Source organism: Caballeronia sp. BCC1704, assembly GCF_902833455.1.
Taxonomy (GTDB): Bacteria; Pseudomonadota; Gammaproteobacteria; order Burkholderiales; family Burkholderiaceae; genus Caballeronia.
Genome location: NZ_CADFFT010000003.1, coordinates 785,850 through 798,019 on the forward strand (window position 1 = coordinate 785,850; position 12,170 = coordinate 798,019).

A 12,170-nucleotide genomic window follows, 5' to 3' on the forward strand; every position below is an offset into this window, starting at 1 on the left:
CCGCGCAATGAACGTCGACAGGTCCCGCCATGCTTCTTTCCCTTGCCGTGCTGCTGCTCTTCCAGTGTTTCGGGGAAGGCGTCTCGTATGTGTTCCGGCTTCCCGTGCTGGGGCCGGTCGTCGGCATGTTGCTGCTGCTCGCGTTTGTCATCGCGCGGCCGCGCGCCGCCGATACCATTGAGCCGACCGCGAACGAACTGCTGCGTCATCTCTCGCTGCTTTTCGTTCCGGCGGGCGTCGGCATCATGGCATCCGCGAGCGCCGTGCGCGGCGATCTCGTGGCGGTGGTACTGGCGATCATCGTGAGCACGACGCTCGGCATCGGCGTGACGGCCATCGTGATGCGCGCGCTGATGCGCCGCCAGACGGGAGACGAACGGTCATGAGCGCGATCCCACGGCTCACCGCGATATGGGTCTACCTCGCGGCCTCGCCGCTGCTCGGCCTGACCATCACGCTCTTTGCGTATCTGATCGCGCAATCCGTCTATACGCGATGCCGCTTCAATCCGCTGGCCAACCCCGTGTTGATTGCGGTGGCGCTGATCGTCGCGGTGCTTCAGATCAGCGGCACGCCGTATCCGACGTATTTCGAAGGCGCGCAGTTCGTGCACTTTCTGCTCGGGCCCGCGACGGTTGCGCTGGCCCTGCCGCTCTACCGGCAACTGGGCAACCTCAGGCGGCTCGCCGCGCCGCTTTTCGTCGCGCTGTTCGCCGGGTCGATGACCGCGATCGTATCGGCGGTCGCTATCGCGTCGTGGCTCGGCGCATCGCGGCAGACGATTGCATCGCTCGCGCCGAAGTCCGCCACCACGCCCATCGCGATGGCGGTGGCGACGTCCATCGGCGGCATTCCGTCGTTGACGGCGGTGCTCGTCATCTCGACGGGCGTGTTCGGCGCCGTGTTCGCGCGCGTGATTCTCAACGCGCTGCGCGTCGCGGAGCCGGAAGCGCGCGGCTTCGCGCTCGGCGTGGCGTCGCACGGCATCGGCACGGCGCGCGCCTTTCAGGTCAGCCAGCAGATGGGCGCGTTCGCCGGGCTCGGCATGGGGCTCAACGGCATACTCACCTCGTTTCTCGTGCCGGTGTTAGTGCCCGTGCTGGTGCGCTGGCTCTGAACGGAAGCGACGAAGGAACGCGCCTTGCTCGCTGCGGCGCCATGAAGCCCTTCCGTTCACTGCCGCTCGCGCCGCTCGTTGTCGCGCTCGCGCTGGCATGCGCCGCGTGTTCGTCATCCGACGATGCCGCCTCCGATGCCCGCATCGTGCTGTCGTATGCGCGCTCGGCGTCGCAGTGGATCGACTCGTGGCTCGACGGCAGCTCGCCGTCGTCGTACGCCACACGCTCGGTCGATTCGGCCAGCGAACAGATCGGCAAGATAGCGGGCGACCTGCAACGCGCGCACGCGCCCGCCGATGCCGCCTCGCAGGTTCACGCGGTACAGGCCGCCTTCGATAAGGCGCGCGCCGCGCTCGATTCCGGCGACCGCGCGCGCGTCACCGAAGCGCGCTCGACGATGCATGACGCAGCCGTACGCCTCGACGCGTGGCTGCGCGCGCAAGCCGGTGACGCGTCATGAAGAAGCTGCTGGAGATATCGCTCGGCATCGTGACGAGCGTCGGCGGCTTCCTCGAAATGGGCGAGATGTCGACTGCCGCGCAGGCCGGCGCCGCGTTTCACTATCAATTGCTATGGACCATCGTGCTCGGCACGGTCTGCATCGCGTTCCTCACCGAGATGTCGGGACGCTTCGCGGCGGTGAGCGGACACACCATCGTCGATGGCATTCGCGACCGCTTCGGCATCAAGCTGCTCGCGCTGCCGCTCATCTCGACCGTGATCGTGAGCTTTCTCGTACTGAGCGCCGAGATAGGCGGCGTCTCGGTGGCGCTCGAATTCGCAACGGGCATCTCGTATCGATGGTGGGCGCTGCCCGTCGCGCTGCTCTCGTGGCTGTTCTTGTGGCGCGGCACCTTCGGCATGCTGGAGAAAGGCATCTCGCTGCTCGGCCTCGTCACGCTGTGCTTCGTCGTCGCGATCATCCGGCTGCGGCCCGAATGGACGCAGGTGGCCGCCGCTGCGGTGCCGAGCCGCCCGCACGAACATGCCGCGACGTACTGGTTCATGGCCGCGAGCATTCTGGGCGCGTCGCTTTCGCCCACGCTCTTCCTGTTCTATTCGTCGGGCGCAATCGAAGACCGCTGGGACCGCAGCTATCTCTGGCCCAACCGCGCGATCGCCGCACTGGGCATGCTGTTCGGCGGTGTGATTTCGGCGGCCGTGCTGCTCGTCGCGGCGCAGGTGCTCAACGGGCGCGGCATTCTGGATGTCGAAGACTTCCATCAACTGCCGCTGCTTCTCGTCGATGCATTCGGCATGTGGGGATTCGTGCTCTTCGTGGCGTCGCTCGGCATTGCATCGCTCGGCGCGGCGCTGGAAGTGGCGCTGCTCGAAGCGTATCTCTTCGCGCAGGCGTTCGGCTGGAACTGGGGGCAAGACTGTCCGCCGCGCGACAATCCCGGCTTCAGCCTCGTCTATACCTGCGCGCTTTTGCTCGGCGCGTTGCCCATTGCCGCCGGCGCCGATCCGCTCAAGCTCACGGTGTTCTCCATGGCGCTCACCGCCGTCAACTTGCCGTTGATGGTGGTGCCGTTCATCGTCTTGATGAACGACGAGCACTACATGGGCGAGCATTGCAACGGACCGATCTCCAACGTGGCGGTGATCGCCATTACCGCGCTCGCGTTCGTGCTCGGCATCGTCACGATACCGCTCGAATACTTCGGAGGCACATGATGGACGTCGTGCACGATATCCTCGACAAGCAGCTCGTCGACAAGAACGGCGTGCGTATGGGACGCGTGGATGGCCTCGTCGCCGAACTGCGCGACGGCGAACTGCCGAGGCTCGTGTTCATCGAAACCGGCACGGTCGTCATGGCGCGGCGCTTCGGCAGGCGGGCGCATCGGCTGATGTGCGCGTTGCTCGCGCGTATCGGCGCGGGCCACAAGACCACGCCGTATCGCATTGCGTGGAAGGACGTGCGCAAGGTCGCCGTGGATATCGAACTCGACGTGGATGCCGACGACACGCCCGTGCACGACTGGCAACGCTGGCTTCGCGAGCGGACCATCGACCGCATTCCCGGAGCGCGCTGATGCAGACCGTCAATCTCGATGAACTCGTCGGGCTGCGCGTCACCGCGATGGATGGCCGGCGCGTCGGCCGCATCTCCGCGCTGCTGGCCGAGGACCGCGGCGGCGACTGCGTGATCGCCGCGGTGCGCATTGAGACGCACGGCTTCGCGAGTCGCGTGATGCGCTGGATGGCGATGGCGCTTTCGCCTGCGTCCTTGCGCAAGAGGCTCGCGCAGAAGCCGCTCGATGTCGCGTGGGACAAGCTCGACTGGGCCGACATGCGGCAGCCGCGCCTGCGCGAACAGGCGCGTTGATCGGCGTCACTCGATGGCCATGGCCTCGATGGCATCGGCGATGCGGCCCGCTTCATCGTAGTGAAGCATGTGCCCGCGATTCGGCACCACGGTGATCGTGCTCTGCGCGATGTCTTCATGCAGCCTTCCCGACTGCGAATCCGCATCGACGATCGTGTCGTCCTGTCCCGCGAAGATGCGCACGGGCACGCTCACTTCGCCGTAACGCCGCGACAAGTCATGCGCCGCCGGCACCATGTAGCCGGCGTCCTCGCCGATGGCGCGCATTTGCGACGGACGCAGCAGCAACTCGCGCGGCAGCATCTCGCGAAAGACGTCCGGCACGGGTTGCGGCGCGAACATCAGGCGGAGGTTCGGATCGATCATCAGCCGCGCGGCAATGGGCGAGACCGTGTAGCGCATCACATCGCCGATGACGGGTATCGCGGCGGGCGCGGTGAGCAGCACGTCGAAGCGGGCGCTCGGGTAGAAGTAGCCGCTGATCAGCGCGAGCCCGCGAATGTCGATGCGCGGATCGAGCGCCATGGAAAGCGCGGCGAGACAGCCGAGCGACTGCCCGACCACGACCGCCCGCGTCAGTCCCATGCGCTTGAGCGCCTGTTGAAAGAGCGCAGCCTGCGCCTGCGGCGTCCATGCGCGATCGCGCGGACGTTCGCTGAAGCCGAAGCCGGGACGATCGAACGCAATCACGCGATGCCGTTGCGCGAGCCGGTCGAAGAGTCCACTCGCCACATAGTCTTGCAGCATGACGAGATTGCCGTGCAACAGCACGATGACCGGGCCTTCGCCTTCGTCGATGTAATGCAGACGCACGCCGTCCACGTCGATGAAGCGCCCGACGGGTGGATGATCGCGCTCGGCGCGGCGCGCGCGCAGCGCGGCCCACGCGGCCACGCCGAGCGATGCAGCCGCGACGGAGCCGGCAAGCAGTTTGCCCGATGACAAGGCGCTGGATGATGTCTGAGGCATGTTTCCCCGATGGTCTCAATTGAAGCGCGAAGCGCACGAAGCAAGTGGGCGAGCAAAGGCCGTGCCCCTAGCGGTTCCCGAATCTCGGAACGGTGCTTGCTGCCGTTGAACGCGACATCCACTCAGCGAGATCTGACCATGAACCAGAAAACGCAAGACCCGCGAAGCGCCGTATCGGAGAATGGCCACATCGAAAGCCAGCCGATTCCCGGCCACAACGAAAACATCCCGACGAACCCGGCGGATGACCCGAAGCGCGGCCCGACCGAAGACCGCGCGCCGGACGCGACGCCCGATACCAAACCCGGCACGCCGCCCGGCTCGCAGAGCGAGAGCGATCGCCTGAAGACGCCTGAGGACGGCAATCCGCTGTAGGTCGAACGCCGCTATGTGTCTTTATCTGTCGGGTACGGAAGGCGTCGAGATGGCCTGAATGGTCGAGGACACTTCCCCGTCGGAATAGATCGCGATATCGCCGAGCGCGAGCATGCCGACGATGTTTTTCTCGCTGTCCACGACAGGCATGCGGCGAATCTGCAACTGCTCCATTCTGCGCATGGCGTCGTGAATCTCGTCGTCTTCGAAGCACCATTCGACGGGTTCGCTCGCCACGTCCTGCACCGCACACGACGACTCCTTGCCCACCGACACCGCGCGCACCACGATGTCGCGGTCGGTCACGACGCCCTTCAGGCGCGTGCCGTCGCACACCGGAAGCGCGCCGACATTGAGTTCGTCCATCAGTTCGGCTGCGCGGCGAATGCTCTCGTTGGGTGCGATGGTCTGCACGCCGCGTGTCATTACTTCGGCTACCTTGGTCATGACTTCCTCCTCGTTGCATGGCGCCTCCCGATGCAGCATGCAGCGTGCCGTTGTCTCGCCCGGCGCGCGCGCGTCGGCCTGCTGATTGCTAACCGAATCGCATACGGTCAATGCGGAACGCACAATGAAAATCGCACAGGTCGCACCGCTCTACGAGAGCGTCCCTCCTATCGCATACGGCGCCACCGAGCGCATCATTTCTTATCTGACGGAAGCACTGGTCGCCCTCGGGCATGAAGTCACGTTGTTCGCCACGGCGGATTCGAGAACGCGCGCCCGCTTGCACGCGAGCGCGCCGACGGCGCTCTGGCGCGATGAACGCGTGTGGGATACGACGAGCCATCACCTGCGTCAGCTCGAAGCTGTCATCGAACGTTCATCGCAGTTCGATGTGATTCACTTTCACACCGAGCCCATTCATCTGCCGATGCAGCGCTTTCTCGCATGCGCATCCCTCACGACCATGCACGGGCGTCTTCTTCCCGCCGATCACGGTCCGCTCTTCGAGACCTTCGCGAATGCGCCGCTCGTCTCGATCTCCGACAGCCAGCGCCGCGGCGCGCCGCACGCGAACTGGCGGGCGACCGTGCACCACGGCCTTGCGCTCGATGAAATGCGCTATTCGCGCGAAGGCGGCGACTATCTGCTCTTCGTCGGCCGCGTGATGCCGGAAAAGCGCATTGACCGCGCAATAGAGATCGCGCGTCGCGCGGGGCTGCCGCTCAAGATCGCCGCTGCCGTGCATCCCGGCGAGCGCGCGTACTTCAAGGAGACGATCTGGCCGCTCATCGCGGAGTCGGAGTCCTTTGTCGAATATCTCGGCGAAGTGGGCGGCGAGACGCGTCGCGCGCTCTTCGCGAACGCACGTGCGCTCGTCTTTCCTATCGACTGGGAAGAGCCGTTCGGCCTCGTGATGATCGAGGCGATGGCATCGGGAACGCCGGTCGTCGCGTTCAGGCGCGGCGCGGTGCCCGAAGTCATCGAGCATGGCGTGAACGGCTTGATCGTCGACGATGTGGACCAAGCCGTGCGCGCCGTTCGCGAGATTGGCGCGATAGACCGCGCCCGCTGCCGCAAGACGTTCGAGCAGCGCTTCTCTGCCGAACGCATGGCGCGCGACTATCTCGCGGTGTATCACGATCTGCTGCAAAGCCGCGCGAGCGCAGACGCTTTTATCGCCGCCGCCGATACCGACGCGCTGGAAGCCTGACCTTCGACACGAACCACCATGCGCATCGCTCTAGTCTCAACGCTCTATGAAAGTGTGCCGCCACGACGTTACGGCGGCATCGAACGGATCGTCTCCTATCTCAGCGAAGAACTCGTGGCATTGGGTCACGACGTGACGCTTTTCGCGAGCGCGGACTCGCGCACGAGCGCGAAGCTCGTCGCGGGAAGCGACTGCGCCGTGCGGCTCGTCGAGGACACCGCCGATCCGCAAGCCTTCCATTTCGCGATGCTCGAAGACGTGGTCGCCGCGTCGAAGCACTTCGATATCGTGCATTTCCACACGGATTACCAGAGCTTTCCGTTCGCGCGCCGCATGCAGTGCGCGCATGTGACGACGCTGCACTGGCGGCTCGACGTGCCGGGACTGGAGCCCATGTACCGCCGCTTCGCCGATATTCCGCTCGTCTCCATCTCGAACGCGCAGCGCGCGCCGCTGCCGTGGCTCGCGTGGGCGGGCACGGTGTATCACGGCTTGCCGGACACGCTGTATCCGTTCCATGAACGCGCGGGGGACCATCTCGCGTTCGTCGGAAGGATCGCGCCGGCCAAGGGACCGGATGCGGCTATTCGCATCGCGCGTCGAGCGGGCATGCCGCTCAAGATCGCCGCGAAAGTGGATGAAGCCGACCGTCCGTACTTCGAGAGCGCGGTCGCGCCGCTCGTCGAAGCGCCGCTGATCGAATACGTCGGCGAGCAGGACGATGCGGGCAAGAGCCGCATCATCGGGCAAGCGCGCGCGCTGGTCTTTCCGATCGACTGGCCGGAGCCGTTCGGCCTCGTGATGATCGAGGCGCTCGCGTGCGGCACGCCCGTGATCGCGTTCGGGCGCGGCTCGGTGCCGGAAATCATCGAGGATGGCGTGAACGGCTTTGTCGTGCGTAACGAGGACGAAGCGGTGCAAGCGCTCGCGCGTCTGCCGGAGATCGATCGCCGCCGCTGTCGCGAGACCTTCGAGCGGCGCTTCACGGCACAGCGCATGGCGCGCGATTACGTCGATGTGTATCAGCGTCTCGTCGATGCCCGCGCGGCGCGTTGCGCGCCGCCGTCGCTCATCGAACAGGACGCTTAACGAGAGGACACGCGCATGCGATTCATGGTGCTTGCCAGCGATTACGACAACACGCTCGCCGAGAACGGCCGCGTCTCCGACGCTACGTGGGACGCCATCGACCGCCTGCGCGCGTCGGGGCGTCACATGATTCTCGTCACGGGCCGCGAGCTCGACGATCTACTCACGCTGTGCGACCGCGTCGACCGTTTCACGCTGATCGTCGCGGAAAACGGCGGCGTGATTTATTCGCCCGTCACACGCGAGCGCAAGCTGCTCGCGCCGCCGCCGCCGCCCGCGTTCGTCGAGGCGATGAAGAAGGCCGGCGTGCGTCATCTCGGCGTGAGCCAGACGCTCGTCGCGACCGTGCGGCCTTACGACGAACAGGCGCACGCCGCCATTCGCGATCTTGGGCTCGATCTGCACGTCGTCTATAACGGCGACGCGGTGATGGTGCTCGCGCCGGGCGTCAGCAAGGCGAGCGGCCTGCTCGCCGCGCTCGATGAGCTCTCGCTGTCGCCGCGCAATGCCGTGGGCGTGGGCGACGCGCAGAACGATCACCCGCTGCTCGATGCATGCGAGATGTCGGCGGCGGTGAGCAACGCGATTCCCGCGCTGAAGTCGCATGCGGATATCGTGCTGAAGAGCGAATGCGGCGCGGGCGTGACCGAACTGATCGACGCGATTCTCGCCGACGATCTTGCCGCCGCGAGCGAGCGCGTCACGCGGCGCAACGTGCTGCTCGGAGCGCGCGTCAACGGCGATTCGCAGCAAGAAGAGGGCGAAGCTGAAACGCTCGCGCCGCAGCGGACCGTTGCGCTGATCGCCGGGCAATCGGGCGGCGGCAAGTCCACGCTCATCACGGGTCTCATGGAGCGGCTCGTGGCGGCCGGCTACCAGTTCTGCGCGCTCGATCCCGAAGGCGACTTCGATACCTTCGAGAACGCGCTGCCCATCGGCGATGCCGAGACCGCGCCGAAAGCCGACGACATCACGCGGCTTTTGCATCAGCCGAGCCAGTCCGTGCTCGTGAACCTCATGCGCGTCACGTTCGCGGACCGGCCCGCGTACTGCGCGAGTGTGCTCGCGCACATGCAGAAGTCGCGCGCGCTCACCGGCCGCCCGCACTGGATGCTCTTCGACGAAGCGCATCACTTCTTCCCCGCGAGCATCAATCCGGCCGACGAAGTGCTGCCAGACCAACTCGCGCCCGCGCTTTTCGTCACCGTGCATCCGGAGCAGCTTTCGCCGCGCCTTTTGGATCGCGTGACGATGTTCATCGGCGCGGGGCCGGGCGCGCAGACGTCGCTCGAAGAGTTTGCGCGCGCGGCGGGCCACGATGCGCCCGGCGCGCTGCCCGACGACATCAAGCCCGGCCAGGCGCTCGTGTGGCGTCGCAAGGCGGACGACGGCGGCTGGGACGAGCCGGTCGTCGTGCATGTCGAGCCCGCGAAAACGCAGCGTCGCCGTCATGTGCGCAAGTATGCGGAAGGCATGCTGATTCCGGAGCGCAGCTTCTACTTCCGCGGCCCCGAGGACAAGCTGAACCTGCGCGCGCACAATCTCGTGCTCTTTCTTGAACTCGCCGAAGGCGTCGATGAGGAGACCTGGATGTTTCATCTGCGAAAGGGCGACTATTCGACCTGGTTCCGCGACGTGATCGGCGATACGTCCCTTGCGGACGAAGCGCAAGCCGTCGAAGCCGACGAGGGCCTTTCGGCGAAGGAGAGCATCGAAGCGATCCGAAAGGCCGTCGAAGAGCGCTACACGCAGCCGGAGAATCCGGTACTGCCGAACATCCTCGCGCCGGGATCGAAAGACGGCGATGGCGCATAAATTGCTGCACTGCGTCGCGTATCGTGTAACGCGCTTGGCATCGGCGAAGGTTCGATGCCAGCCGCCGTTCGCGTCGCATGTCCCTGAAGGTGCTCTAAGCAGAGGTGTTGAATGAATACGAACTCGCCGCCAGCGCGGTCGCCCGCCGATCCGTCGTCGCCATCGCCATCGAACACGCGATCGCCGTCGCCTGTCGTCAAATGGGTCACTGTGCTGTTTCTCGCTTTGTCGGGGCTGTATCTGGCCGGCGTCGGCATATGGCTCGTCGCCATCGGCGGCTCGCCGTATTACGTCGTCGCGGGCATTCTCATGCTCGCCGTCGCGTGGCTCATCTGGCGGCGCAATACCCTCGCGCTGATCGTGTACGCGGTGCTGCTCTTCGGCACGCTGATATGGGCGGTCGCCGAAGCGGGCTTCGACTTCTGGGCACTCGCGCCGCGTCTGGACGTGCTCGTCATCGTCGGGATTTGGTTGCTGCTGCCCTTCACGTATCGCCTGTACATGAACCCGGTGCGCCGCGGCGGGCTCGCGCTCGGCGCGGCGCTCGTTCTGACCGGCATCGCACTCGTGTATGCCGTGTTCAACGATCCGCAAGAGGTCAGCGGCACGGTGAGCGCGCAGGCGTCGGGTGCTTCGGCTGCGCCTGCCGCGACCGGCGGCCGTCCGGGCGACTGGCTCGCCTACGGCAATTCGCAGCACGGCACGCGCTATTCGCCGCTTTCGCAAATCAACGACAAGAACGTCGGGAACCTGCAAGAAGCGTGGACCTTCCGCACGGGCGACATGAAAGGCCCGCACGATCCGCTCGAAATCACCGATGAGGTGACGCCGCTCGCCGTCGACGGCACGCTCTTCTTCTGCACGCCGCACCAGAACGCGATTGCGCTCGACGGCGCGACGGGCAAGGAGAAATGGCGCTTCAACCCGGACCTGAAGCCGGACCCGAGCTTTCAGCACGTGACCTGCCGGGGCGTCTCCTACTATGAGACGCCCGCCGCCGCGCAGGCGCGTCAGACGAACAACCTGTCGTCGCTGCCGGCGTGCGCGCGCCGCGTGATCCTTCCGGTGAACGACGGCCGTCTGTTCGAACTCGATGCCGCGACCGGCCAGCGTTGCGCGGGCTTCGCCGCGAACGGCATGCTCGACTTGCAGCATCTGCAGCCGGTGAAGACGCCGGGCATGTACGAGCCGACCTCGCCGCCGATCATCACGTCGAAGGTCATCGTCATGGCGGGGTCGGTCACGGACAACTACGGCACGCGCGAGCCCTCGGGCGTGATTCGCGGCTTCGACGTGGACACCGGCAAGCTGCTGTGGGCGTTCGATCCGGGCGCGCGCGACCCGAACGCGATTCCGAGCGATCAGCACAGCTACACGATGAACTCGCCGAACTCGTGGGCGCCGGCTGCCTACGACGCGCAGCTCGACATCGTGTATCTGCCGATGGGCGTCTCGACGCCGGACATCTGGGGCGGCAATCGCACGCCCGAACAGGAACGCTACGCGAGCGGCCTGCTAGCGCTGCATGCATCGACCGGCAAGCTCGCGTGGTTCTATCAGACCGTGCACCATGACCTGTGGGACATGGACTTGCCCGCGCAGCCGACCATCGCGGATATCAAGGATTCAAACGGCAACATCGTTCCCGCGATCTATGCGCCGGCGAAGACGGGCAACATCTTCGTGCTCGACCGCCGCACCGGCAAGCCGATCGTTCCGGCGCCCGAGCAGCCGGTGCCGCAGGGCGCGGCACAGGGCGATCGCCTGTCGCCGACGCAGCCGTTCTCGCAACTCACCTACCGGCCGCAGAAGAACCTGACCGGCGCGGACATGTGGGGCGCGACGATGTACGACCAACTCGTGTGCCGTGTGATCTTTCATCGGCTGCGCTACGAGGGGCCGTTCACGCCGCCGTCGGAGCAAGGCACGCTCGTGTTCCCGGGCAATCTCGGCATGTTCGAGTGGGGCGGGCTTGCCGTCGATACGGACCGGCGCATTGCGATTGCGAACCCGATTGCGCTGCCGTTCGTCTCGAAGCTGATTCCGCGCGGACCGAACAACCCGATGGAGCCGCCGCAGGCCGGACAGTCGGGCACTGGCGCGGAAACGGGCATTCAGCCGCAGTACGGCGTGCCGTTCGGTGTGACGCTGAATCCGTTCCTCTCGCCGCTGCGTCTGCCTTGCAAGCAGCCGGCCTGGGGCTATGTGTCGGCGCTCGATCTGGAGACGAACAAAGTGATCTGGAAGAAGCGCATCGGCACGACGCGCGATGCATCGCCGATACCGCTTCCGTTCAAGATGGGCATGCCGATGCTCGGCGGCCCGATGACGACGGCGGGCCATGTGTTCTTTATCGGCGCGACGTCGGACGACTATCTGCGCGCATTCAGCACCGATACCGGCGAGGAGTTGTGGCACACCCGTCTGCCGGCCGGCGGACAGGCGACGCCGATGACGTATGAGGCGAACGGCAAGCAGTACGTGCTGATCGCGGCCGGCGGGCATGGGTCGTTTTTGACCAAGCTCGGGGATTATGTGATTGCTTATGCGTTGCCGGAGAAGCGGTGATTGGCTGGCGGGGGATCGCTGTCGTGCGTGGTGATGGGCGACAGCGATCTCGGCGGTTCAGGTGACGCTGGGGAATCGCGGGCGCATGTGATGGAAAGTTGCCGGGCGCGCTGCGCAAGTCGAAGCCAAGGTAAGTGCGCGGCAGCGAACGACAGGTAGCCCGCTTGCCCACGTCGCTCCCTTTCATGAGCTGCTCACTTGGCAGCGAACCCGTTTCCGTCAAGAGCGATCGTACGATTTCCTAAGT

General features: G+C 65.7%; 13 protein-coding genes. 11 read left to right on the plus strand and 2 right to left on the minus strand.

The genetic code is table 11. The annotated features are described in order from the left end of the window. Nucleotides 1-29: 29 nt before the first annotated feature. Genes HWX53_RS19170 through HWX53_RS19195 form a run of 6 tightly spaced genes read left to right on the plus strand, consistent with a single transcriptional unit; the run spans nucleotide 30 to nucleotide 3,450 of the window. Nucleotides 30-386 (plus strand): CidA/LrgA family protein, encoded by a 357-nt coding sequence (locus HWX53_RS19170; RefSeq protein ID WP_175943727.1) that lies wholly within the window; start codon nucleotides 30-32, stop codon nucleotides 384-386. Further along, nucleotides 383-1,117: an LrgB family protein gene (locus tag HWX53_RS19175; RefSeq protein WP_175943729.1), complete on the plus strand. Its 735-nt coding sequence runs from the start codon at nucleotides 383-385 to the stop codon at nucleotides 1,115-1,117. Before HWX53_RS19170 ends, HWX53_RS19175 begins: the two co-directional genes overlap by 4 nt. A 41-nt stretch (nucleotides 1,118-1,158) precedes the next feature. Then, entirely contained in the window at nucleotides 1,159-1,578 is a 420-nt protein-coding gene (locus HWX53_RS19180; RefSeq protein WP_175943731.1) for a hypothetical protein, read from the plus strand. Continuing rightward, nucleotides 1,575-2,795 (plus strand): Nramp family divalent metal transporter, encoded by a 1,221-nt coding sequence (locus HWX53_RS19185; protein WP_175943734.1) that lies wholly within the window; start codon nucleotides 1,575-1,577, stop codon nucleotides 2,793-2,795. Before HWX53_RS19180 ends, HWX53_RS19185 begins: the two co-directional genes overlap by 4 nt. Further along, on the plus strand, nucleotides 2,795-3,157 hold the full coding sequence (locus HWX53_RS19190) for a hypothetical protein (protein WP_175944040.1): 363 nt from the start codon (nucleotides 2,795-2,797) through the stop codon (nucleotides 3,155-3,157). The genes HWX53_RS19185 and HWX53_RS19190 overlap by 1 nt, the downstream gene beginning before the upstream one ends. Next, complete coding sequence (locus tag HWX53_RS19195) at nucleotides 3,157-3,450, plus strand: PRC-barrel domain-containing protein (RefSeq protein ID WP_175943736.1); 294 nt, start codon at nucleotides 3,157-3,159, stop codon at nucleotides 3,448-3,450. The genes HWX53_RS19190 and HWX53_RS19195 overlap by 1 nt, the downstream gene beginning before the upstream one ends. Nucleotides 3,451-3,456: 6 nt before the next feature. On the opposite strand, the gene HWX53_RS19200 is transcribed toward HWX53_RS19195, so the two are convergent. Then, nucleotides 3,457-4,419 (minus strand): alpha/beta hydrolase, encoded by a 963-nt coding sequence (locus tag HWX53_RS19200; protein ID WP_175943738.1) that lies wholly within the window; start codon nucleotides 4,417-4,419, stop codon nucleotides 3,457-3,459. Nucleotides 4,420-4,557: 138 nt separating this feature from the next. Here HWX53_RS19200 and HWX53_RS19205 point away from each other — a divergent pair, with 138 nt between their 5' ends. After that, nucleotides 4,558-4,794: an MARCKS-like protein gene (locus HWX53_RS19205; RefSeq protein ID WP_175943740.1), complete on the plus strand. Its 237-nt coding sequence runs from the start codon at nucleotides 4,558-4,560 to the stop codon at nucleotides 4,792-4,794. Between the two features lie 21 nt (nucleotides 4,795-4,815). On the opposite strand, the gene HWX53_RS19210 is transcribed toward HWX53_RS19205, so the two are convergent. Next, nucleotides 4,816-5,241: a CBS domain-containing protein gene (locus HWX53_RS19210; protein ID WP_175943742.1), complete on the minus strand. Its 426-nt coding sequence runs from the start codon at nucleotides 5,239-5,241 to the stop codon at nucleotides 4,816-4,818. Between the two features lie 124 nt (nucleotides 5,242-5,365). Between HWX53_RS19210 and HWX53_RS19215 the strand changes: the two genes are divergently transcribed. From HWX53_RS19215 to HWX53_RS19230, 4 genes are all read left to right on the plus strand, one after another. Next, entirely contained in the window at nucleotides 5,366-6,451 is a 1,086-nt protein-coding gene (locus HWX53_RS19215; RefSeq protein ID WP_175943744.1) for a glycosyltransferase family 4 protein, read from the plus strand. A gap of 18 nt (nucleotides 6,452-6,469) precedes the next feature. Further along, nucleotides 6,470-7,540 carry a glycosyltransferase family 4 protein gene (locus HWX53_RS19220; protein WP_175943746.1) on the plus strand — a complete coding sequence of 357 codons (1,071 nt, stop codon included), beginning with the start codon at nucleotides 6,470-6,472 and terminating at the stop codon, nucleotides 7,538-7,540. Nucleotides 7,541-7,555: 15 nt separating this feature from the next. Further along, nucleotides 7,556-9,355, plus strand: a complete 1,800-nt coding sequence (locus HWX53_RS19225) for an HAD family hydrolase (protein WP_175943748.1) — start codon at nucleotides 7,556-7,558, stop codon at nucleotides 9,353-9,355. Nucleotides 9,356-9,466: 111 nt separating this feature from the next. After that, the gene (locus tag HWX53_RS19230) at nucleotides 9,467-11,923 is read left to right on the plus strand and encodes a glucose/quinate/shikimate family membrane-bound PQQ-dependent dehydrogenase (RefSeq protein WP_175943750.1); all 2,457 of its coding nucleotides are present in this window, start codon (nucleotides 9,467-9,469) and stop codon (nucleotides 11,921-11,923) included. Nucleotides 11,924-12,170: the final 247 nt, after the last annotated feature.

Coding starts and splice junctions, on each gene's coding strand:
- HWX53_RS19215 (WP_175943744.1), top strand. CDS start 5,366: ATGAAAATCGCACAGGTCGCACCGCTCTACGAGAGCGTCCCTCCTATC.
- HWX53_RS19175 (WP_175943729.1), top strand. CDS start 383: ATGAGCGCGATCCCACGGCTCACCGCGATATGGGTCTACCTCGCGGCC.
- HWX53_RS19230 (WP_175943750.1), top strand. CDS start 9,467: ATGAATACGAACTCGCCGCCAGCGCGGTCGCCCGCCGATCCGTCGTCG.
- HWX53_RS19210 (WP_175943742.1), bottom strand. CDS start 5,241: ATGACCAAGGTAGCCGAAGTAATGACACGCGGCGTGCAGACCATCGCA.
- HWX53_RS19180 (WP_175943731.1), top strand. CDS start 1,159: ATGAAGCCCTTCCGTTCACTGCCGCTCGCGCCGCTCGTTGTCGCGCTC.
- HWX53_RS19170 (WP_175943727.1), top strand. CDS start 30: ATGCTTCTTTCCCTTGCCGTGCTGCTGCTCTTCCAGTGTTTCGGGGAA.
- HWX53_RS19225 (WP_175943748.1), top strand. CDS start 7,556: ATGCGATTCATGGTGCTTGCCAGCGATTACGACAACACGCTCGCCGAG.
- HWX53_RS19200 (WP_175943738.1), bottom strand. CDS start 4,419: ATGCCTCAGACATCATCCAGCGCCTTGTCATCGGGCAAACTGCTTGCC.
- HWX53_RS19195 (WP_175943736.1), top strand. CDS start 3,157: ATGCAGACCGTCAATCTCGATGAACTCGTCGGGCTGCGCGTCACCGCG.
- HWX53_RS19190 (WP_175944040.1), top strand. CDS start 2,795: ATGGACGTCGTGCACGATATCCTCGACAAGCAGCTCGTCGACAAGAAC.
- HWX53_RS19220 (WP_175943746.1), top strand. CDS start 6,470: ATGCGCATCGCTCTAGTCTCAACGCTCTATGAAAGTGTGCCGCCACGA.
- HWX53_RS19185 (WP_175943734.1), top strand. CDS start 1,575: ATGAAGAAGCTGCTGGAGATATCGCTCGGCATCGTGACGAGCGTCGGC.
- HWX53_RS19205 (WP_175943740.1), top strand. CDS start 4,558: ATGAACCAGAAAACGCAAGACCCGCGAAGCGCCGTATCGGAGAATGGC.